The 21,357-nt window shown below is 64.6% G+C and carries 17 protein-coding genes; 4 read left to right on the forward strand and 13 right to left on the reverse strand.

The genetic code is table 11. The annotated features are described in order from the left end of the window. Positions 1-4: 4 nt before the first annotated feature. Positions 5-838, reverse strand: coding sequence for a 4'-phosphopantetheinyl transferase family protein (locus RBA40_RS02780; RefSeq protein ID WP_306645770.1), 834 nt, complete (start codon positions 836-838; stop codon positions 5-7). Positions 839-981: 143 nt separating this feature from the next. Between RBA40_RS02780 and RBA40_RS02785 the strand changes: the two genes are divergently transcribed. Beyond that, positions 982-1,407: an acyl-CoA thioesterase gene (locus tag RBA40_RS02785; protein WP_306645772.1), complete on the forward strand. Its 426-nt coding sequence runs from the start codon at positions 982-984 to the stop codon at positions 1,405-1,407. Between the two features lie 75 nt (positions 1,408-1,482). On the opposite strand, the gene lnt is transcribed toward RBA40_RS02785, so the two are convergent. The 6 genes from lnt to RBA40_RS02815 all read right to left on the reverse strand — a co-directional run bounded on the left by lnt (position 1,483) and on the right by RBA40_RS02815 (position 10,233). Beyond that, positions 1,483-3,939 (reverse strand): apolipoprotein N-acyltransferase, encoded by a 2,457-nt coding sequence (gene lnt / locus RBA40_RS02790; RefSeq protein ID WP_306645773.1) that lies wholly within the window; start codon positions 3,937-3,939, stop codon positions 1,483-1,485. 5 nt (positions 3,940-3,944) lie between these two features. Continuing rightward, entirely contained in the window at positions 3,945-4,628 is a 684-nt protein-coding gene (locus RBA40_RS02795) for a hypothetical protein (RefSeq protein ID WP_306645774.1), read from the reverse strand. A 17-nt stretch (positions 4,629-4,645) separates the two neighbouring features. Further along, positions 4,646-5,734, reverse strand: coding sequence for an SGNH/GDSL hydrolase family protein (locus RBA40_RS02800; RefSeq protein WP_306645776.1), 1,089 nt, complete (start codon positions 5,732-5,734; stop codon positions 4,646-4,648). A gap of 211 nt (positions 5,735-5,945) precedes the next feature. Next, the gene (locus RBA40_RS02805) at positions 5,946-9,017 is read right to left on the reverse strand and encodes a ligand-binding sensor domain-containing diguanylate cyclase (protein ID WP_306645778.1); all 3,072 of its coding nucleotides are present in this window, start codon (positions 9,015-9,017) and stop codon (positions 5,946-5,948) included. A gap of 305 nt (positions 9,018-9,322) precedes the next feature. After that, positions 9,323-9,634 (reverse strand): cupin domain-containing protein, encoded by a 312-nt coding sequence (locus RBA40_RS02810; RefSeq protein WP_306645780.1) that lies wholly within the window; start codon positions 9,632-9,634, stop codon positions 9,323-9,325. Beyond that, positions 9,631-10,233, reverse strand: a complete 603-nt coding sequence (locus tag RBA40_RS02815; RefSeq protein WP_306645781.1) for a DJ-1/PfpI family protein — start codon at positions 10,231-10,233, stop codon at positions 9,631-9,633. The genes RBA40_RS02810 and RBA40_RS02815 overlap by 4 nt, the downstream gene beginning before the upstream one ends. A gap of 79 nt (positions 10,234-10,312) precedes the next feature. Between RBA40_RS02815 and RBA40_RS02820 the strand changes: the two genes are divergently transcribed. Next, the gene (locus RBA40_RS02820) at positions 10,313-11,290 is read left to right on the forward strand and encodes a GlxA family transcriptional regulator (protein ID WP_306645783.1); all 978 of its coding nucleotides are present in this window, start codon (positions 10,313-10,315) and stop codon (positions 11,288-11,290) included. A 44-nt stretch (positions 11,291-11,334) separates the two neighbouring features. Here RBA40_RS02820 and RBA40_RS02825 read toward each other — a convergent pair whose 3' ends face one another. The 6 genes from RBA40_RS02825 to vioA all read right to left on the reverse strand — a co-directional run bounded on the left by RBA40_RS02825 (position 11,335) and on the right by vioA (position 19,910). Beyond that, positions 11,335-12,510 (reverse strand): MFS transporter, encoded by a 1,176-nt coding sequence (locus RBA40_RS02825; RefSeq protein ID WP_306645785.1) that lies wholly within the window; start codon positions 12,508-12,510, stop codon positions 11,335-11,337. A gap of 133 nt (positions 12,511-12,643) precedes the next feature. Then, on the reverse strand, positions 12,644-13,219 hold the full coding sequence (vioE, locus tag RBA40_RS02830; protein ID WP_306645787.1) for a violacein biosynthesis enzyme VioE: 576 nt from the start codon (positions 13,217-13,219) through the stop codon (positions 12,644-12,646). A gap of 9 nt (positions 13,220-13,228) precedes the next feature. Beyond that, on the reverse strand, positions 13,229-14,347 hold the full coding sequence (gene vioD, locus RBA40_RS02835) for a flavin-dependent violacein biosynthesis monooxygenase VioD (protein ID WP_306645789.1): 1,119 nt from the start codon (positions 14,345-14,347) through the stop codon (positions 13,229-13,231). After that, a complete protein-coding gene (gene vioC, locus RBA40_RS02840) occupies positions 14,347-15,636 on the reverse strand; it encodes an NADP-dependent violacein biosynthesis oxygenase VioC (RefSeq protein ID WP_306645791.1) in 1,290 nt (429 codons plus the stop codon). The genes vioD and vioC overlap by 1 nt, the downstream gene beginning before the upstream one ends. Then, the gene (vioB, locus tag RBA40_RS02845) at positions 15,637-18,672 is read right to left on the reverse strand and encodes an iminophenyl-pyruvate dimer synthase VioB (RefSeq protein ID WP_306645793.1); all 3,036 of its coding nucleotides are present in this window, start codon (positions 18,670-18,672) and stop codon (positions 15,637-15,639) included. Further along, complete coding sequence (gene vioA, locus RBA40_RS02850; protein WP_306645795.1) at positions 18,669-19,910, reverse strand: flavin-dependent violacein biosynthesis tryptophan-2 monooxygenase VioA; 1,242 nt, start codon at positions 19,908-19,910, stop codon at positions 18,669-18,671. The genes vioB and vioA overlap by 4 nt, the downstream gene beginning before the upstream one ends. A 674-nt stretch (positions 19,911-20,584) precedes the next feature. Here vioA and RBA40_RS02855 point away from each other — a divergent pair. Then, complete coding sequence (locus RBA40_RS02855; RefSeq protein WP_306645797.1) at positions 20,585-20,863, forward strand: helix-turn-helix domain-containing protein; 279 nt, start codon at positions 20,585-20,587, stop codon at positions 20,861-20,863. Between the two features lie 157 nt (positions 20,864-21,020). Beyond that, a complete protein-coding gene (locus RBA40_RS02860; protein ID WP_306645799.1) occupies positions 21,021-21,257 on the forward strand; it encodes an acyl-CoA thioesterase in 237 nt (78 codons plus the stop codon). Positions 21,258-21,357 lie beyond the last annotated feature (100 nt).

The following is a 21,357-nucleotide window of genomic DNA, read 5'->3' on the forward strand; positions in this document are numbered from 1 at the left end:
GGTACTAACGGCTGGCGCGGTCGGCTTTCAGCAGTGTCCACGCGAAGGGGACGTCGGACACGGTCGGGATGGCGCTGCGCACTGTCAGCAGCGGCTCCGCGCCGTCCAGGCGTTCGGCGCACAGGGCAAGCAGGTAGTCGGGCGTCGGCTGGAACTGCCAGAAACGCCAGCGCGCGGCATCGTCACCCAGATCGGGTTCGATGGCCAGGCAGACCTGGCGCTCGTCCGGGAAGTGGAAGCTGAAGCGGTCGAGCGGGATCGACAGGCCCATGCCGCGCGCCTTGATGTAGGCTTCCTTGAAGGTCCAGTACTCGAAGAAGCGGTCCTGGCGCCGTTCCGGGGGCACGCCGGCCAGTTCCGCCACTTCCGCCGGCGAGAAGAAGTGCTCGGCGATTGCGCCCGAGATCTCGCGGGCGCTCAGGTTTTCGACATCGACCCCCAGCACCCTGTCGCGCGTCACGGCCATGGCGATCAGGCCGCGCGTGTGCGACAGGTTGAAGCTGAGCGTACGCGCTTGCGGGTGGTCGTTGGCGATGGCGGGACGCCCGTAGTCGTTGGGGGTGAACACCCAGTCGGCCGGTTCGAGCGGGGCGTAGCGCGACAGCACGGTGCGCACCAGCGCGCGCGTGGCGAGGTAGCGCAGGCGGTCGTCGGCGAAGTGAAAGCGCAGCTGCTGCGCGCGCTCGGACTCGTTCAGATGTGTGAGCAATGTGGTCAGCAGGGCCGGGTCGGCGATATGTTGGTAGAAGACCAGCCAGATGTCGATGTGCCCCTGGCTGATCGGGAGGGTGGCGCCACGCGAGGCGCTGCTGGGAGCGGTGAAACGGTCGGGGGTCATCAATTGCGCGATACGCTTATGGGTGGGGGCATCGCTCAAGTCTAGCAGAAGAGGCACGCCCGGCATCGAGTACAATTTGCGCCGCGCCCTCGCCGCGCAGCCGGGTTGGCAGGGCCTGGTAAATCAAATGAAAAGAGGCCGTCTTGGACTGGGACCATGTAAATCCGTTTGTGCAGACGATCACGCCTCAGCCGGAGGATATCGACGGGCTCAAGCACACCAACAACGCCGTGTATGTCCGCTGGTGCGAACAGATCGGCTGGGCGCATTCGCACCGGCTTGGCCTGACCCTGGACGATTATCACCGCCTGGACCGGGCCATGGCAATCCGGCGCAGCGAATATGACTACCTGCTTGCTACCAATCTGGGTGAGCCCCTGACGCTGGCCACCTGGCTGACCGGTGGCGATGGCAAGATCGCCATGGAGCGCCGTTTTCAACTGATCAGAGACCGCGATGGAATGACAGTCCTGCGTGGCCGATGGGATCTGGTGTGCATAGAAATAAGCAGCGGCCGCGTGCGCCGTATGCCAGCAGAGTTTCTTGACGCGTACGTTCCCATCGCGTAGCCGAAAAGATACGTGCGGCCGCCGCAAGCCGGCAAGGCATTCGTTCCAATGCGAGTGGCGAAACCGCTCGCTTCTCTACGCTCGGTAAACGGTCAGCAGCAGCCACGCGGGCAGGCCGAGAAAAAGCGCAGCGCGGCCACCGCGTTCGAGCCGCTGCCGGACATCGACCGCCTGTGCGGGGCGCAGCCACGCCGCCAGCAGCGTGCCGGCTTCGATCGCAGAGCGCAGCAGCGCCTCGCTCAGCACCACACCGATCGACCATGCGGCCCACCACAGCGCGAAGGCGGTGAGGTAAGCCCTCAGGCCGAAACTGTAGTACTCGCCGAAAGCGCTGCCGTAGGAAATGTGCTGGTGCAGGTGGAAAGCGGGAGTCGCCAGCGCAAGCGGGAGCAGCGCAAACTTGGCGAACGGATGATCGAGCCGCGAGCGCCGGATCGCCAGGCCGGCTTGGGCATATGCCTGCATCACCGCGCGCGTGCGCGTGCGCGCCTGAACCGGAGGGCCGCCGGCGGCTACCAGCGCAGCGGCCAGGACGCCCGGGTTGTCCAGCGCGAGCGCGTAGCGCCGGCCGCAGGCGAGCTGCAACGAGATTCCGGGGCAGGGAATCGGCAGGCGCCAACACTGCACCGTGGCGATGTCGCACAGGGCGAGCTCGAGGCGCCGCGCGTCGCGTGTGAGCACCAGGTGGCCATTGGCGATCGATGCCTTGGCTGAAAAAAGGAACAGCACGCACCAGGCAGCCGCTTCGGGAACAAGGAAGAAAGCGGAAAAGATCCGGACTTGCGCCAGCGTGTTGGTGCGCAAGGCATCATTGAGCAGCAGTGCCGCGCACATCCAGAACAGGCTGCCACGCGCGAAGGCACGCAACAGGCCCGCCCCGATGCGGGCTGCGGGCGGCAACACAGCGACCTTGACCGGCTCCAGCAATCCAGGGCGCGCCGGCGCCGGGGCGTGCGCGGCACGGCGCCATGATGGGGAGGCCGACCATGCCGCCAGCACCACCAGGAAGGCGCTGGCGGCGAGCCCGACCCAGTCGCCCCAGAGCACCATCAGCGTGCGCCTCGCGATGCGCACCGGCACATCGGCGATCACCAGGGTGCGTTCGCCCATGCGCGTGCCTGCGAGCACGCTGCCGGTGGCGTCGATGGCGGCGCTAAAGCCGTTGGTGGTGGCGCGAAATTGCGGCAGGCGCGTTTCGATGCTGCGAAATGCGGCCGCGACCTGGTGCATTTCCGCACCCAGCGCAGTGGCCGTGAACCAGGAATCGTTCGACATGGTGAGGATCGCCTGCGCGCCGAGCCGGGCGCCGTCGATGGCCAGATTGGTATCGACATCGTCGAGGCAGATCAGGGGCAGCACGGGGATCTCGCGTCCGTCGCTGAGGCGCAACGGAAACACGCGTGCGCCGTTACCGGGCCGCCAGTCGCCGGTCCACGGTAGCCAGCGCCGCAACAGCGGTCCGTCCAGCCAGGCCGGAACGTACTCGGTGAGCGGAAACAGACGCGTCTTGCGATAAAAGCCCATCAGGCCGGTGCCGGGCTGCACGAACGCGGCCGCGTTGTATTCGCCGGCGCTGTCGCGATCGTAGGTGCCGAAGACGAACGGCACGCCGGCTGAATTGACGATGGCCAGTATTTCACGGTCGAATTCGGCGCCGGCATCGCTCTTTGGATTGCCGAAGGTGGTGGGGTAGGCTGTTTCCGGCCACAGCACCGCATCCGCACGCTGCCGGACGACCGCGTCGTAGCTCATCGCGAAATGCGTATCGAGCACCTCGCGCACCACCGCGTGTGTTCCCTTTTCCTGGCGCTGGCGGTCGTAGGCGACGATGTTCGACTGGATCAATCCTACTCGCAGCGGCTTGCCTGCCGGACCGGGGCTGGCAGACAGCACAGCCAGGCCGTAACCGGCCAGCAGTACCGGCGCCAGGGCGGCCAGCGCGAGCGGCCTGGCAACGGCGCGCAAGCCGCCGCTGCGCCGCGCCAGCGCCGCCGCAACGCCTTCGTTGGCCAGCAGGAGCAGCACGGTCAGGCCGGCGGTGCCGCCCACATCGGCGCCCTGGCGCAGCAAGCGCGATGGATAGAGCCCGTGGCCAAGTGTGTCGCCGAGCAGTCCGGGTACCAGCCGCTGCGTCGCCGCCCACGCCGCGGCGCCCGCCAGCGCGCCGAGCATGGCGCCGTAGCGATGGACCGTAATGTGGCGCACCAGTGCGAACACCAGAAATTGTGGCTGGAACAGCGGCGCGGCCAGCAGCAGCAGCGCCACGCCGGTGGCCGCGCCGACCTGCGCATACAGCCCGAGCGCGCTGCCGAACCAGGCGAAAGCGGCCGCCGTGAAGGCCAGCGTCATGAGGTAGGCACGCAGCAGCGCCGTGGCCAGCGTGGGGCTGGTGTCCAGGGTGCGCAGCCACGGCACCAGCAGCACGAAACCGAGCACCCAGGCGGCGCCGCCGCGCGCGTACAGCGCCACCATGGCGCCACTGGCGAGGATGCCCCCCGCGCTGCGTACTATCGGATTGGACAATAGGGTCATGGTGTTCAGCGGCCAGGCCGTGTCTGTGCGATTGCCGGGGGGATGACGATGCGCCGGATCGGCATGCCGGGCGGCGCCAGTTCGGGCGGCACGATGCCGTTTTTGGGCATGGCGACGCTCTTGCCGGCGGCGTCAAGCAATTGAAAGTCGGGCGCGAACATCAGGACCGCTTCGATGCGCTGGCCGTCATCGGTTGCCTGGTGATGGCGCACGTAGCCCTTCGGTAAAACAAAGTCCTCGGGCACCGCCAGCCCGACCAGGGGCGGGCTGGTTCCCGGCGGCGAAAAGGCGCCCAGGCCGGAGTGGATGCCGCGCTGGTGCAGACGTTCGATGACTTCGGCCATGCTGGGATTCTCGCCGCGCGCAACGTAGCTTTTGAGGTCGGGCGTGGGGTCGGCGTCGCCCTCGGGCGCGCGCGCTTGCTCCTTGCGCGGGATGTCGTCCGGCGCGACGGGCGCGGTGGCCGCGACCGGGGCCTGGGCCGGCGGCCACGCCTGCGCAGGCAACGGCGCCGGCGCGGCGGCGGTCCCGGGGCGCGATGGCATCCACAGCAGCGCGAGCATGACGCCGCCGGCGATGCAGAGCAACACCGCGATGATAATGCGGCCCCGGGATGGACCCCAGGCATGGCCAGCAGCGCTTTTCTCGCTGCTGGCCGCTGCCGGCCCGGAACGCGGAGGCGTATCCAAGGATCGGCGCCTGGCGGTTACGGCGTGGCCGGATTGTAGGTCGATACCGCCCAGCCGATGCGCTCGTGGCCGTATTGATTCCAGATTGGGCTCTTGCCGCCGCTAAACGTAGTGTAGCGGGGCGCGCCGCTGCCCGTGGTGCTGCCGAACAGGCCGGAACTGAAGGTGCTGCCGTTGTAGGTCGGGTGGGTGTCGTCCGACTGGATGTAATCGTAGCTGCTGCTTGACGATACGAAGTGCGTGTTGGCGTCGCGGATCGTCGAACGCAGTGCCGTTGTGAGGCGGCTAACGTAGCTCGCTTCGCTCTCGCCGCTCACATAGCGCAGTCCCTCGGCGTCGATTTGGCCGTCGCCGTTGCTATCGTAGTCGGCGCCCATGTACTGGGCGAAGTTGTCCGCGCACTGGAAGCCCTTTTGCCGCGCCACGTCGCACATAATGAAGTTCATCCTGGCCAGAGCGGGCAGGAACTTGTCCTGCATTTTCACGGTGGCACCGGTGGTCGCATCCTTGCAGGTGCTTTGCACATTGTCCACCGCATAGCCCGGGTAGTGCAGGTTGGAGATCACCTTCAGCTTCACGCCCGCATAGGCGTTGGCATTAATATAGTCCATCGCGGCCGTGACATACTTCTTGCAGCTATTCTCCGCCGCGGTCAGTCCGCTGTAATTGCAGGTGCCGGTCTGGCTCTTGAAGCTGGCGCGCGCCTGCAAGCCATCGTTGCCGCACATTTCGAAGGTGACGACGCGAGTGTTGCTGGCTTGCATATACGAGCGCTCAGCCACGATTTTATTGTTGTACACGTCTTCGGCGATCGCACCGGACTTGGTGCGGCGCACGCTTTCGATGTCCGTTCCCCACTGCGCCGAGAGATATTCCGCGTTCACCGTTGGCGCCGCGTATTTGGCCGCGCTGGTGACGGAGCCGTTGAAACCCGCATAGATCGAGTCCCCGTAGGCGACGGAACGGTACTTGGTGGTTGTGCCGGCCCGGTCGATGGTCCACGAGGCGTTCTGGTTGATGGTACTGGCGGCTGCCTCTGAATACGAGACGAATAGTGCGAGTGCGGGTAGTAAAGTGCGCAAGGAACGACGAAAGCGAATGCTCATGTAGTGTCTCCTTTATGGTGGGTCCCAGCAGACAGGCCAGCTATTTCCATAAGCCTGAGCTCGGTACACTCAATGTATTGCAAATCGCGATAACAGTGCTAATTAAGCATTGGTGCTGCGTGTTTTGCGTTAAAAATATGCTAATTTGTTGTAAATGCGCAGTGACGAGCGCCGCCTGCCGAGTCCTACCATGCAGGCGCCGCCGTGGGCGTTAATGCCACTTGACCTGCCTGCCGTCGTTCCATGAACTGAGCACGATGCAGGGCCCGAAGACGGGCAGCATGTGCACCCGCTCATCGCTATCGGCAAGCTGCGGCAAGCATCCTACCCAGCCGTCGCGGCCGCTGTTCTTTGCCGCGTACAGGCACTGGTCCGCCAGTTCCAGCGCCTGCTCCCAGTCAAAACGCTCCGGTGCGCCGGGCAGCAGCGGGAATGCCGTGAAGCCCACCGAACAGCTCTTTTGCAGCACGACCCCATTGCCCAGGTCGAATCGATGCGAGCGGACCGCCTGGCACACCTGGTTCGCCAGCGCATGCGCATGGTCGCGGTCGGTATTGCGTGCCACAATCAGGAATTCCTCGCCTCCCCAGCGCACCACCACGTCCGAGGCGCGGCAGGTACGCCGCATCACGTCGGCGATCTGGCGCAGCACGCTGTCGCCGGCGGCGTGGCCATGCTCGTCGTTGACCAATTTGAAGTGATCCAGGTCGACCATCAACAGGCACAGGTCGATATTGCGCTCGACGGCGGTATCGGCCGCAAGCTCCCGAAACCGGTGCTGGCGCATGGTGCGCGCCAGTTCCTCGGGCATGAGCACGCTGAGAAAGCGCCGGTTCTTCAGGCCCGTCAGCGGGTCCACCATGCTCGACTCCCGCAACGCGGCGTTGGCTTGCTGCAGGTCTTCCGTGCGGGCCGCCACCAGGTTTTCGAGGCGCACATTCTCGTCCCGCATGTGACCGACACGCCAGCGATAGCCGAGCATCAGCAGCAGCAGCGTTCCGATCGCAGCGATGGCGCGCAGCCACCAGGTTTGCCACCAGGCGGGCATGACCTGAAAGGCGAAACTGGAGGCCGGCCCCCATGCGCCGTTCGGCCCGATGCGCGCCGACACTTCGAACCGGTAGTTGCCGTGTGCCAGTCCGGAGTAGCGGGCGTCGCGGCTGTCCGTAATATTGAAGGCGGTTTCGCGGCCCAGCAGCCGTTCCCGATACTGGATTTTTCCTTCGCCCACGAAACTGAGGCCCGTAAACCGCACTTCAAAGGTATTGTCCGGCGCCACGCGCACCCCACTGGCCGCCGCCGGGTAGTCGACCCCGCCGATTCTGGTGCGCAGCAGGGTAGTCCGCAGCGGCTGTTCGACGGGCAGGGCCGCGAACGCCTTCTGGTCGAAGCGCACCAGGCCCTTGGTGGTGCCGAACCAGGCATCGCCATTTTTCTCGGCCAGGAACGCCATGGCGGCCGTATCGTCGCCGATCAATCCCTCGGTCGCGCCGAAGTGGCGGCTGCCTTGCGGGGTCAGCAGGTCGATGCCCTGTCCGCCCCCCAGCCAGATGCGGCCGAGCGCATCCTCGCCTGCCAGGAAGACCTTGTCGGCCGACTGGGTCGATGCCGCGTCGTAGTGCTTCAGGAGGTGCAGCTTGTCGTTCTCGTAGCGTACCCGGGCCACGCCGAGCGGATCGAAGTACGGCAGCAGGAAATCGCCGTTGCGCATGGCGACGATGTAGCTGACCGAACTGCTCCGGAGCCCGTCCGCGGCCGTGAAACGGCGCCATTTGCCGTTTTCCAGCACGGCGGGGCCGTTCTGGGCGGCGACCCAGACGCGCCCGTGCGCATCGTCGCGCACGTCGCTGATGTATTCGCTGGAGGTGCCGCCCGGCAGGACGACTTGCTCAAAATGCAGCTGCGCAGCGCCGCTGTCGGCGCGCCACAGGCCGGCCCCATCGGTACTGGCCCACACGGCGCCGTCGCGCCCGGCGAGCAGGCGGAACGTGCGCTTGGCCGGATTGCCGGCGCTGATGATCTGGCGCATCAGTGCGCCGGTCGATGGCGTGTAGCGCAGGATTTCGTTGCCCGGAACGCCGGCGAGAAAGATGCTGCCGTCGGCCGCCTGGACGATCGAGCGGATCATGTTGTCTTCGGTTCCCTTGATGGTCCGGAACTGCGCGCCGTCGCTCACCGCCAGGCCGTGGCTGGTACCGACCATCAAACGCTGGTCGCGGTCGCGGAAGATGTTCCACACCACGTCGTAAGGCAGTCCTTCGCTGGTGGTATAGGCATGCAAGATGCCGCGTCCGAGCAGGCGATGCAAGCCCACCGAGCCGATCCATAGCGACCCTTCCCGGTCTTCCAGCACCGGCCAGGGAGCGCCCGGCAAGCCATTTTTGCCCGAGGTGATCTCCCAGTGTCCACCTGTGCGATGCAGCAAGCCGTGATCGGTCGACACATACAGGTCGCCGCGTTTGCCGGTGGCGAGGTAGCCGCGGCTGCTGACCAGGGGAATCGGGGTCGCGGCCAGGTCGAAGCCGGAGCCATCGGCGCGCAGCAGCCACAGGCTGGTGGGAGTGCGGGCCCAGATCCGGCCCTCGCCATCTTCCGCCAGGGCGTCGACCCGCTCGTCGGGTTTGCCCGCGGGGACCGGAATGTCGTGCCAGCGGCCATCACGCCATGCCAGCATGTGCGCGTCGCCATCCCAGCGCCCGATCCACAGGGAGGACGATGCTTTCGATTGCAGGATGGCGGTCGCTTCGCCCCCGGGCCAGTGCGCCAGCGGGCTGAAGCCGGACCGGATGTCGCCCCGGTATGGTCCTTTCGCCGTGGCGACGAGCAACTCGGCCTTGGCGTGGGCGAGCCCGGTGATGGAAACGGCCGGCAACCCCGCGCTGGCCTTGACGGGCATGAAACGCTGCCCGTCGTAGCGGGCGAGGCCGCCGTGGGTGCCGGCCCACAGCACGCCGGACGCGTCTTCCAGCAGGGCCGTCATCACGGTGGACGGCAAACCTTCCTTGAGGCCGAAGCCATCGAAGCGGTAACCGTCGTAGCGGTACAGGCCATCTTCGGTGCCGGCCCAGATGAAACCTTGACGATCCTGTACCAGGCGCAGCACGCCCACGTTGTTCAGACCGTGTTCGGCGCCGTAGCTGCGATAAGTGAACCGGGGCTTGGGCAAGCCCCCCGCGGCGCCGGTGGTGCCGACGGAAACCTGCGCGGCGGGCAGGTCCGCTTGCGCGGGCGCCACCGTGAACCACAGGAAGCACAGTCCCACCAGGACGCGTGCGTGACGCAAAAGGACGGCACTGGCGACGCCGGATCTTGCTGTTGGTCGGATCGCCATTCCCCTTGACTGCTGTGCATCGGTCCGGACTCGGAATATCTGCCTTGCGCGATGTTGACCTGCGGAAAGGACAAAATGTGTTTCTCCAGTATCAGGGACCAGGTTGCCAGTGTCAAATAGTTGCTGCAACCAAACGTGCGGATGTCACTCTGGCGAGACGATGTGCCTGAACTGCTACCTTGCCTGAAAATACAGTACTTCGGCGTCCCGGTATGTGAACGTCCGCCGGCATCGTCATCACGGGCGGCGCCTGACGCTCACACGCTGCCGGCGCGTTCGATGACGAGGATGCGCGCCTGTCCCTGCGGGTGTGCGCTGTGAGCGTCGCCTTCGGCGGCGTAAAAGATGTCGCCGGCGCACAGGTGCGCCACCAGCTCGCAGCCATCTTCACGATAGTGCATCGCCACTTCGCCATCGAGTACCGCGAACACTTCGTCGCCGTCGTTGACATGCCAGGGGTAGGGCTGGTCGGTCCAGTGCAGCCGCACCGTGGCCTCTTGCATGACGGCGATCAGCTGCGCCTCCCAGGCGTGCGCGCCGGTGTAGTCCTTGCTGCGTACGATCCTCATCCCTGGTTCCAGTCGTAATCCATCTGGCGCGCGGTGCGCACGGCCAGTTCGCGCCCCGCCAGCCGTTCGACCAGGTGCAGCGACATGTCGATGCCGGCCGAAATGCCGCCGGAGGTGACGATGGCGCCGTTGTCGATCCAGCGCCGCTCCGCCTGCACGCGCACCTGCGGGAACGCGGCGCGCAGATCGGCCACGTCTTCCCAGTGGGTGGTCGCCTCCTGATCGTCGAGCAGGGCAGCCTGCGCCAGCAGGAAGGTGCCGGTGCAGACCGACGCGGTCAGTTGCGACGCCCTGGCGGTGGCGGCGATCCAGGCAATCACGTCCGGCTTCGACATTTCGGCCGTGACCACGCCACCGGGCACGATCAGCACATCGATGGCGCCGGCGCCGCCAAAATCGGCTTCCGGCAGCACGCTCAGGCCGGCCCGGGCGCGCAGCATCGCCGTGGTGGCGCCGACCGTGCGCACCCGGAACGGCGGCGCGGCGTGCGGCGTCAATCTGGCGGCAACGCGCGTGGCGCAGGTGAACACTTCGTAGGGACCGGCGAAATCGAGTACTTCGACGTCGTCATACACATAAATAACGATGGTGCGTGTCATATTGCCTCCGTTAGTAACAGGTGCATCATGTCACGACCGGAATTGACACAAATGACATTGATGGTGGAATATCTGCCACATGACAATGATCGATATCTGGCTGCTGGTGTGCCCCGGCTTCATGCTCCTTGACGCGACCGGCCCCGCCCAGGTCTTTGGCAGCGCCAACGACGAGGCACGCGATGCGGGACTGCCGCAGCCTTACCGGATCCGCATGATCGCGCCCGGCGGCGGTCCGGTGGCTTCGACGTGCGGCGTGACGGTGCTGACCGCGCCGCTGCCGGCGGCGGGGCGCAACCTGGCCGGGTCGACCCTGATCGTCTCCGGTGGACGCGGCATGGAGGAAGCGCACGGCGCGCACGACCCGGCCGTGGTGCGCTGGGTGGCGCGCGCGGCCGGCCAGGTGGGGCGCTGCTGCGCGGTCTGTACCGGCGCCTTCTTGCTGGCGCGCGCCGGCCTGCTCGACGGCCGCCGCGCCGTGACGCACTGGCTCGACGCGGCCTTGCTGCAGGCGCAATTTCCCTCTATCGATGTGCACGACGACGCGATCTACATCAAGGATGGTCCGGTGTACACCTCGGCCGGCATCGCCGCCGGCATGGATCTTGCGCTCAGTCTGGTGGCCGAAGACCGGGGACACGCCGCCGGGCTGGCGGTGGCGAAGCGGATGGTGGTGTTCTTCAAGCGGCCGGGCGGCCAGCGCCAGTTCAGTTCCCAGCTGCTGGCGCAGGCCGATCCGCAGGACGTGCATGCCCGGCTGATCGCCTGGCTCAGGCCGCGCCTGCGGCAGCGGATCGACGTCGACCAGATGGCGGCCGCGTGTGCGCTGTCGGTGCGGACCCTGCACCGCCGGCTGCGTCAGGCGGCCGACCTGTCGCCGGCGCAGCTGCTGCTGCGGCTGCGCATGGAGGCGGCCTGCGGCCTGCTCGAACGCCCCGGCATGACGGTCAAGCGCGCCGCCAGCCAGAGCGGCTTCGGCAACGAGTACAATCTGCGCCGCGCCTTTGCCGCGCAGCTGGGCGTGGTGCCGAGCGACTATCAGGCGCGCTTCGGCTAAGCGTCGACACCATGGCGGCATGCGCCATGGCCAGCCTCATGTCCCTAGCTTCTTCCGAGTGCGACCGCACTCGCATCGCGCGACTTTTGCCCGAGGTAAGGCAGCAAGCTGAGAAGTGCAAGCAGTGCCAGCGCGACACCGACCCACAGCGGCGAGCGCAAGCCCCAGCCTGCCGCGATACCCAGGCCGCCTATCCACGATCCGACGCCCAGCCCGATGTTGATGACCGATGTGTGAACGGTGTTCACCAGTGGCCCGGGATGCACGGTCTTCATCACGCGCGCGATGATGGCGGGATTCATGGACATGCCAACCAGGCCAGTGACGACCAGCATCGCAACGCTGATCGTTTGATGGTCGGCGAAGAGGGCGAACAGCGTCAGGCTGATGCCCAGGAGCATCATGCCCCCGACCATGATGGGGATGGTGTACTGGTCCGCAAAACGACCCACCACGCCATTGCCCACCACGTTCGCGATGCCGTAGACACCCAGCAGCCACGGAATCGAGGAAGACGGAAAACCGGTAATCCCGGTCAGGATCGGCGTGTAGTAGCTGAAGGCCGCAAAGGTCGCGCCGATGATCAGTCCACTGCTGGCATATGCCGTCCACAGATGGCGATTCTTGAACTCGCCCAGTTCGTCGCCGAGGCTGACCGCTTCGGACGGCTTGGAGCGCGGCACCAGGAAGGCGATCAGCACCATGCACGCGCCCGCCAGCACCACCACCAGCCAGAAGCTGGCGCGCCAGCCCATGTGCTGGTCGATGAGGGTGGCCATCGGCACGCCCAGGACCGAGGCCAGCATCAGCCCGCCGATGACGACCGCTGCGGCGCGGCCGCGCGATTCAGGGCGCACCAGGTCGGCACAGATCGCCAGCGACATGCCAAAGCAGGCCGACCCGGCGACGCCGGTGGCAACCCGTGCCATGGCCATGATGTCGTAACCGGTGGCCGAGGCCGCGACGGATTGGGCAATGGCGTACAGGCCCAGCATCCACAGCAATGCCTGTTTATTCGGTACGCGCAGCTTGAGCAAAGCGACCGTGGTCAGGGGGCCGCCGATGACCATGCCGATGGCGTACAGCGAGATCAGGTAACCGATCTGGGCCAACGACACGCCCATCGCCTGGGCCAGTGACGGCATCATGCCCGCCACCATGAATTCCGACGTGGTGATCGAGAAAATCGTCAACCCGAGAATGTAGACAACCAACGGCATACAGGATTCCTTCGAGAGTAATGGCTGAAACTGGAATGATCGGTAGGGATGGCCGGTGGGACCATCCCTGGAAAGCCGGCGGCGCAGGTCGTGCGCCGGGCTGATTGGCCGTTTGACGGGACGGAATGTCGTTTTATTCCGACACGAAAACGCTGGCCGCGATGTCGCCGGCAAGGAAGTTCGGAAAGTCGCGTACCGACTGATGCTGCGCGTCGTTGCCGGTGACCATGCGCAGCAAGTGATTGCCGCCGGCCTGGAGATAGAACACCGAGGCGGCTTTGCCCGGCCGCTCCACCACCCAGGCGTCGGCCGCCTGGCCCAGCACCGTGTGGCGGCCGCCATGACGCGCTTCGCCGTCGATCAGGATCGCCTGCGGCAGGAACAGCTCGTGGAAGGGCGTGACCTCATCGGCCAGCGCCCGCTCGTACAGCTTCACGCCGGCCGGCTCCGTTTCCCTGGCATAAGCGACTTTCTGTTTGCGGCTTTGTCCACGCCGGGCGTCGCCGATTTCCGACATCCAGAGCCGGTGTCCCGTCTCCTTTTCCGACCAGGGATTGAACAGGCCGTCGATGCGGCAAATGTCGCGGGCGTAGTCGAACCAGCAATAGCCGGAAGTGACCTGGTCGTCTTCCCGCATCGGCGACCAATACGAGATGTAGGCGCTGCTCCATTGCATCGGCAGCAGCGGCGGGGTGGCGTGCGGTGGCATGGCGTCTCCTTAGCGACCGAGGGCGTAGCCGAGGCTGGCCATCAGCGCATCCTGCAGCGGCGGCAAGTGGTTGCGGCGGGCATCGAAGCTGGCGGTCAGCTCCGCATTGCTCAGCCCGACACGCTCGCCCACGGTTTCGAACCACAGGCGGCTGGCGTCGGCATGCTCCTTGAACAGTTGCACCAGTGGCAGCGCGCGGGCGTTGAAGCTGGCCAGGGCCGCGGCCGTGTCGGCTTCGGCGCTGAGCGTTTTCACCAGCAGCTGGGCCACCACCACCGCCATGGTGGTGCCATGGCCGATCGAGAAGTGGCCCGATTGCAGGGCATCGCCGATCAGCACGAACTTGCCGTCGCTGGCCACCTCGCGGCTGAGGGTCATGAAGTTGCGCCAGCCCTGGCCCGGCTGGCTGACCAGACGGTGTTCGCCCAGTTCTGGCGCGAACGTTTTGGCGATATAGGCGGCGGCCTCGCGCTCGGAACGGAATTCCAGCTCGGCTTTGGCATACGTCTCTTCGCTGCACTCGACGATAAAGGTACTCATCGTGTCCGAGTATTTGTAGGCATGGCCGGCGAACACGCCGTTGCTGTTTTCGCGGAACACCAGGTTCATCTGGTCGAACAGCTGGGTGGTGCCGTACCAGATGTATTTGTTCTTACCGAATTCAACCTGCGCCGCCAGTGCTGGCGGCAATTCCAGCGATTTGTGGTTGATGCCATTCGACACCACCACCAGGTCGTATTCGGCTTCCAGTTGCGCCACGCTGGCCAGCGGCGTCTCGTAACTGACCGTGATGCCGGCCGCCACGCATTTGGCGCGCAGCGCCTGCACCAGAACTTGCCGTCCAACGCCGCACAGCGTGACGCCGGTGCTCATCAGGTTCGGCTGGTCGTGGTGCACCAGCTTGAATTCTTCCAGGAACTGCGGATTGAGCAGTTCCGGCTGCGTCAGGTAAGACAGCGGATTGGCGGGATGGCGCGGCGGGCGTCCCGGCAGCACCACACCCCAGCCCAGCACTTCTTCCTGGGTATTTTTTTCCGCAACGCTGATATCCCAAGCGGGTTGGGCTTGCTTCATTTGACTTGCAAAGATCAGTCCGGCCGGACCGGCGCCGATGACGAGAATTTTCATTAGTTTACCCTTCCAAGTTTGTACCAAACGTTTTGCTTCTTCTGGATTTGTTGCAGCACATCGTAGGGAACCGATGTGAAGTACAGCTTCTCCGCCATGTCGGGCGGATAAACACTGGGAAATTTCTTGTGCATGTAGCGGGTGTAGCGGGTCTGCAGGAAGAAAATAAAATTCGGGTTGCTCAGCATTTCGTAGTTGGCGATCGCCATATCCTGCATGGCGTCGGCCTGTACCTTGCGTTGCCCCGTAAATTCCGACAAGACCAGGCCCAGGTCATCGCCATGCTTTTCCAGCAAGGTGATGAAGACGTAAACGTCTTCGAGCGCCATGTTCATGCCCTGACCGAGGAAAGGGGCAGTCGCATGCGCCGCATCGCCGATCAGCAGGACATTGCTCTTGTAATGGAAGGTGCTGGAGCGGACATTGATGAGGTCGTTGCTGGGCAGCGCGATGAACTGGTTGACCAGCTCTTCGCGGCTGGCCGGCGGCAGGATGCCGAAGTAGCGGCTGAAGAACTCCCCCATGGCGGCGCGGTCGCGCGTGGCCAGGCTGGGCGTGCCGGTGTAGGGCAGGCAGAGGGCGAAGCTGATGCTGCCGTCCGGGATGGTCGCTGCGCGGCCGGCGAACTGGCCCTTGGAATCCATGCCGAAGAAATACAGCAGGTCCTTGCGGAAGCCCAGTCCCGCGGCGTTCGGCAGTACCAGGGTCTTGTAGCCGTGGCGGAAGAAGGTTTGCTCAAACTGGAAGCGCCGCATGCCGGCTTGCATGGCGCGCCGCACGGCGGAGTGGGCGCCGTCGGCGCCGATGATCAGGTCGCCCTGCAAATGCTGCAAGGCGCCATCCGGGCCCTGGATCAGCACGGTTTTCTTGTCCATGTCCAGATCCAGGCATTTATGCTCGAAGTAATAATTCACTTTGTGCATGACGGCGTATTTGTTCAGCAGGCGCTGGAACGCGGTGCGGTCCAGCGACAATGGAAACAAGCCTTCGAGCGGGGTCAGTTCGCGCACCTTGTGGCCGCCGCCGACCGAAAATGCCATGCCGACGACCGGTTCGCCGCACTGATCGAGCTCCTCCTTGCTGATGCCGGCCGCCAGCACCGCCTTGATGCCGCGCACGGTCATGCTCACGCCAATGGCACGCGAGTTGACCGGATCGGCGTTGGCTGACTCCGCCCGCAGCGGATCGCCGCGCTTTTCGATAACGTGGACCTCATGTCCGCGTTGCGCCAGATAAGTGGCGGTCAGGCTGCCCGCCAGGCCGCCGCCCACGATGATGATTTTGTGCATTCAGGCCTCTCTTGACATCTTTCCCCGAGATAAATCGGTCAGTTGCTGATTAAAGAACTCCAACATGTCGATCTGCGCCGTGCCCACCACCCCGGCCTCGAGGCTGCGCGCGTACTGCGCCAGCGTCAGGCATTTCTGCGCCAGCGTCTCGCATCCCAGGCCGTAGTCGCCGCTGATGGCGGTGTCGACCGGCCCGGGCACGGGCGGTCCGGCGTTGCGGCCGGGCACGCCGGACGGCATGTTCATCAGCGCGGCCGACAAGGGCCGCAGCAAGCCGGTCATGATGTCGATGGAGGCATTCATCAGGCGCGAGCGGCGCAGGCTGCCCAGCGGCTTTTGCGCGAAATGGTGCGCCATCAGCGCGAAGGTCAGTTCATAGCAGCCCTGGTAGAGCTGCATCAGCGAACGCGCCTTGGGATCGGTCACCACGGTGCAGTCGGCGCGTGGGTCGAGTACCGGGTTTCTCAGCGCCGGCACGGCCGGTTCGAACGGTTTCTCGCGTGCCGAAAAGCGGCCTGCCAGGGCGCGCAGCCGCTGGAAATGCGATACGGCGAAATGGGGCGATTCGACCGCCACCCCTTCGCCCTGTTCGGTGACGAAGTCGATCGCGAACAGCGCGCTGTCGCGGTCGCCAACGTCCAGCTGATAAGCGGGATAGGCGCGATTGGTCAGCTCTTTGAGGAACAGGTGGTGTTCGCCGCCGCGTTTGCCACCGTCGGCGTCGAACAGATCTGGCAGATCGGCCACCGCCTGGCGGATCGCCGCATAGAAGGTGGCGATCGATTTGCCGGGCGTGGGAAGATAGTCGGGCCACTCGAAACGTACGAACCTGGCCAGCACATGCTCGGAAAAAGGGTCGAAGGCAAATTCCGTGTCCAGGCCGAAGCGCTGGCGCGCCTGCTCTCCGAGCGCCGGGGCGCCGGCGTAGAACGGCTCGCCGAGCGCCATCAGCACATTGTTGACCATCAGGTAGTGAATCATTTCTTCATGGGCGATTTCGAGCAGGGCGCCACGCGCTCCGCTGTTGCGGCGCCGGTCTTCGGTGCCGCAGGCCAGCTCCAGCTCGTCCGGCAGCCAGCGCCCGGCCTCGACCAGTTTCACTCCCTGCGCATAGTTGGGAATGGCATACGCGGCGTACAGGTACTGCAGCATGAGCGACAGTTCCAGGTCGATCGCCTTTTTCAGCTCGGCGATCAACCCGGCCTTGCAGCCGATGACATGCGGTGCGACCGCTTGAGGAAGCGTGGACCTGGCGGCCGCTTCGACCTGGGTCAGGTATTTCAGGAACAGGCGCGATTTCGGCAGCGACAGTTCGCGCGTGCTCGGCATGTAGTAGCTCTTGTCGCGGTTCTGCGGATCGCACATCTGCCACATCAGGCGCGAATAGGTTTCGCACTTGCAGTGGTCCGCCAGGCTGAACACCTTGTCCGACATGAAGGGATAGACCAGCTCGTAGTAGCTCATCACGTGCCGGTAGAGGAAGGCGTAATCGACCTGTTCGGCCGGTATGTCGTCCAGATGCCAGTCGTCGGGCAGCACCCGGGCGCCGATGAACTGCTGCCCCTTGGCCTGGCCCAGCATGATGCGGGTCGCGCCCGAACGGCGGCCCGTGAGGGTCAGGTTTGCGTAGCCAACTCCCAGCGCCGATGGCGCTACGCGCACGGCGACGATCTCGCCATCCTGCGCCTGCGCCGTCAGCGCCGGATGCGCCGTCAGCGCCGGATGCGCCGCCAGCTCGCCGCGCAAGCGGCTTTGTACCGTGATGGTCTGCGGAAAGTCCTGCTGTTTGTGCCGGTTGGGCGCTTCCAGATACAGATGGTTGCTGTCGGACTGCAGCACCCAGTCGGCTTCCTCCCACTGCGCCTGCGCGCTGGCCAGGCTGAGCGAACCGGATGCCGTGGCCGGGTGCAGGAGCGGCACGTCGAAGACACCATGATGGCGCCAGTAGTCGAGGTACAGCTGTTCCGGGATGCGGGCGATCAGCTTGCCCGAGGCGCCGTGCAGCATGAGATCGCCCAGCGCCTGCTTGGCGCCCAGGGCATGGGTAGGATGCTGTTCGGACACTGCGCCGGACTCGCGCGTGGTGAACGGGATGGCCGTCGGCATATTCACCGAGACCCGGTCCGCATGCACCTTCACCAGTACCGGCCCCAGGCTGCTCTGGCGCGGCAGCAGCAAACGGCCGGCCGGATAGGTGGCCAGCTCGTCGCGGCGCCACAGGCCGATGCTGCCGGCCAGGTCGTAGAACACCGGCGAGTCGGGTTTCTGCGGCGTCGACATATTGAACAGCGCATACTGGACCGTCAGCCCCAGCACATCCTCGTCGGCCAGTGCCTCTTGCAAGGCGCGCATGCTGGCCGGCAGCGGTGTGTCCGGATTGAAGAGGAAATGCGGATCCTGCTTCGCCACGGAAAACTGGAACAGCCTGGAACGGCCGAAATCATCATCGAGAAAATGCCCGCTGCGCTCGCTGATATGGCCGCTGCCGACCCAGCGTACCGAATGCGCCTGCCCGATATCGGCACTGAACAGGCTCGCTGTGTTGGGCGTGGCTTGCTTGCCGCTGAGCGTGAACTGGCCCGCGTAAATGAGGGTGGTGTCCGGCTCGGCGGGGTTGTTGTCGACCCATCTGGCGCGGTTGACCGTGGTGCGCAGATAGTCGTTGTAATGTCCCCACAGGGCCAGCTTGGCGCCCACCAGGGCGTCCTCGGTATCGACCTCGCCATCGCGCAGCTGGACGCCGGTGATCCTGGCGTTTTCCCACGAAAAGTGATTGTTGCCGCAAAAATTGTAGCCGGCCGCCTCGCTGAAGATGCCTTCCCGATCCGGCTTGCCCGCCGCATCGAACCTGGGGGCAAGCTGTTTCATGTGCTGATGGAATTCCGACGGCGGGCGGCTCAGGTCGAATGGTTCACCCGCGATCGATACCGCGTTCGTCGCGATATCGATATGGCCGTGCGTATTGCGGTTGGCGGTCGGCACATTAGCGCGGGCAAATCCCCGAAAATGAAAGCGGGGGAAGTCAAGAATGCTCATGCGCGCTCAGTCAGGGAGGTTGCCAGTGTCACGTCGTCGCCGGCTTGTACTTCCGGATGGCTGAGCCGTTCCAGCAACAGGCGGGTAGCGTGCCCGGCGCTGATCAAGCTGCCTTCCATCCAGCCGCAATGCGAGGTATACGCATCCGAACAGGAGATGATGCCGTCGCGGTGGAGCAGGGTTGCCGGATGCGCGGCTTCCGGCTCCAGGCTGAACTCGACGCCATGCGGCCAGTGCTTGTAGAAATGCGCCTTGATTTGCGGCAGCGGCTGACCGTTGAGCGGCAGCACTTCTTTCAGGTGGTGGCGGACCCGGTCCAGGTAAACGTCTTCCCCTTGCTCCAGGTACTCCCGCCAATAGGTGGCGCTGGCGCTGTCGGTGTAGAACACCAGGTATTTGTCGCCCTTGAAGTAGATCTTGCGTAGAGGATTATCGGCCATCAGCACTTTGTCGGTCAGTCCGAGCGCATCCCACCAGGCTGTTTCGAAGGTCAGGAATCCTTTGAACAAAGGCAGGGAATCGTACTGGAAGGGACTGAAGGCGGCCGGAAAATCCACGTTCAGGCGTTTCATGGCGGTCGGCGGGAGGGTCATGATCACATGGCGCGCACGGTGCAACTGGGTATCGCCCATATGGCGGAAGGCGAGGACATGGTCGGCGCCGCACTTTTCAACCGACAGCAAACGGTGCCCCAGCCTGAAGTCCACGCCGGCGTCCTGTGCCTGGCGCTGCAACTGATGCAGCAGCTCGCTGTAGCCGTCGGTGGCATAGCGCCACTCGTTGGCGGCGTTTTCGGTGAAGCTTTGTGTTTCCGGGTGCTTTTTGATGATGTCGTAGGCCATCGCTGCCGAGACCACCGGCAACAGCAAGGCGTCATAACCGGTCGCCTTGATCATGCGGGTCGCTTCGGCGGCGCCCAGGTACTGGCTGACGAAGTCAAGGAAGGAATCGTTTGGATGTTCTTTCAGCATCGCACTCAGGCTCAGCAGAGTTGCCTTCAGTTTCTCCTGTGCCTGATCGAGCGACACCACCTGGGTGAAAGGGTAGGTCGCATGCGCCAGCCCGCATTCCTGCATGAGTTGCTCGAAATGCGGATGAAGTTGCGGCGAGTAGCGGGCGGCGCCGAGTTCGGCGATTTCCTCCTCGTCTACTTTATGCGACTGGATGCGCCCGCCCACCGTCGTATCCATGTCGAACACCCTGATCCGTAAATTCTTGCCGGCGGCGGCGTTGATCAATTGGGTGGCACAACGGAGGCCCCCTATGCCTGCGCCAACTATGCAAATGTCAGAATAATTTGTCATCCAGAATCCTTTTAGTTAATCAAGAACCGGTAACCAAGGTGCGCCCGCCGTGTTGCGGCATATCGAAAGGCGCAGCGTGCAGCCCGCTTGCCGGACGAGACCGGCTATGGGATGAAGTGCGTCCGTCGACAACCGGCGTGGTTGACGAATGGTCGATTTTGCTTAGCGTGTTTTCTGTTGCCGGGCCAAGGGCCCGCCGCTTCTGTGGCAAGCGGATGATGCTGAAGAACGAGTTTCCGTTGCGAATTCACCTGCGTGTTTCTCATCGCCGTCATCCCGGATCCACACGACAACGTGCTGTTGCCCATCCGGAATTCTTGCCTAATTGCAAAGGCAACACGACTTTACATATACCTCTTTGTGAACGTAGCTATCAAGTTGTATAGGTAGGCGGCGCCAGTTGTTCGCTGGTACTAAGTGGACCGAAAAGTGCTGTGCCGATTTGGAGCGGTGGGGACTCGATGCTGGCACAGTGCCGTCGAAATCCGACGAGGGTAAGCAGGAATTGAACTGCTGGAAAAGCCTGGAGCTCAGCGCGCGGCGGATCGGCGTCGAGTTTCGGCGGGATGAGAAGAGAAGAGACCTGGCATTAGGTGGGAGGCTCATGCATGTCGGACGAAGTGCGCCTTTTTCACGGACCTTTTTGGCATCCGTCCCAGCAGATGGGGGCCGCTTGTGCGCTGTCGTTACGGTCCCTGCACCGCCGGCTGCGCCAGGCGGCCGGCCTGTGGCCGGCGCAGCTGCTGCTGCGCATGGAGGCCGCGTGCGGCTTGCTCGCACGCCCCGGCATGCCAGTCAAGCGCGCCGCCAGCCAAAGCGGCTTCGGCAACGAGTCCAATCTGCGCCGCGCCTGTGCCGCGCAACTGGGCGTGGTGCCGAGCGACTAACAGGCGCGCTTCGGGTGAGAGCGGGAACACGCAATGATGCGGGCGTTTGGAAACCCGTGTGTATGTCGAGAGGCCGGTTGCGCATGCGGGGGCCTGGTAAATAAAATGCTGTCGGATGACGCCTGCAATCGCACAAATCTAGTGAAAAGGGACTGTTTTGGACTGGGACCATGTAAATCCGTTTGTGCAGACGATCACGCCGCAGCCAGGGGGTATCGACGGGCTCAATCACACCAACAATGCCGTGTATGTTCAATGGTGCGAACAGATCGGCTGGGCGCATTCGCACAAGCTTGGTTTGAACCTGGACGATTACCGCCGCCTGGACCGGGCGCTGGCGATCCGGCGCGGCCAGTATGACTACCTGCTTCCCACCGTTCTCGTGAGTCCCTGACCCCGGCCACCTGGCTGACCGGTGGCGATGGCAAGATCGCGATGGGGCGCCGTTTTCAATTGATCAGGGACAGCGATGGTGTGACTGTCCTGCGTGGGCG

It is taken from the genome of Massilia pseudoviolaceinigra, assembly GCF_030846505.1.
GTDB classification, from domain to species: Bacteria; Pseudomonadota; Gammaproteobacteria; order Burkholderiales; family Burkholderiaceae_D; genus Telluria_A; species Telluria_A violaceinigra.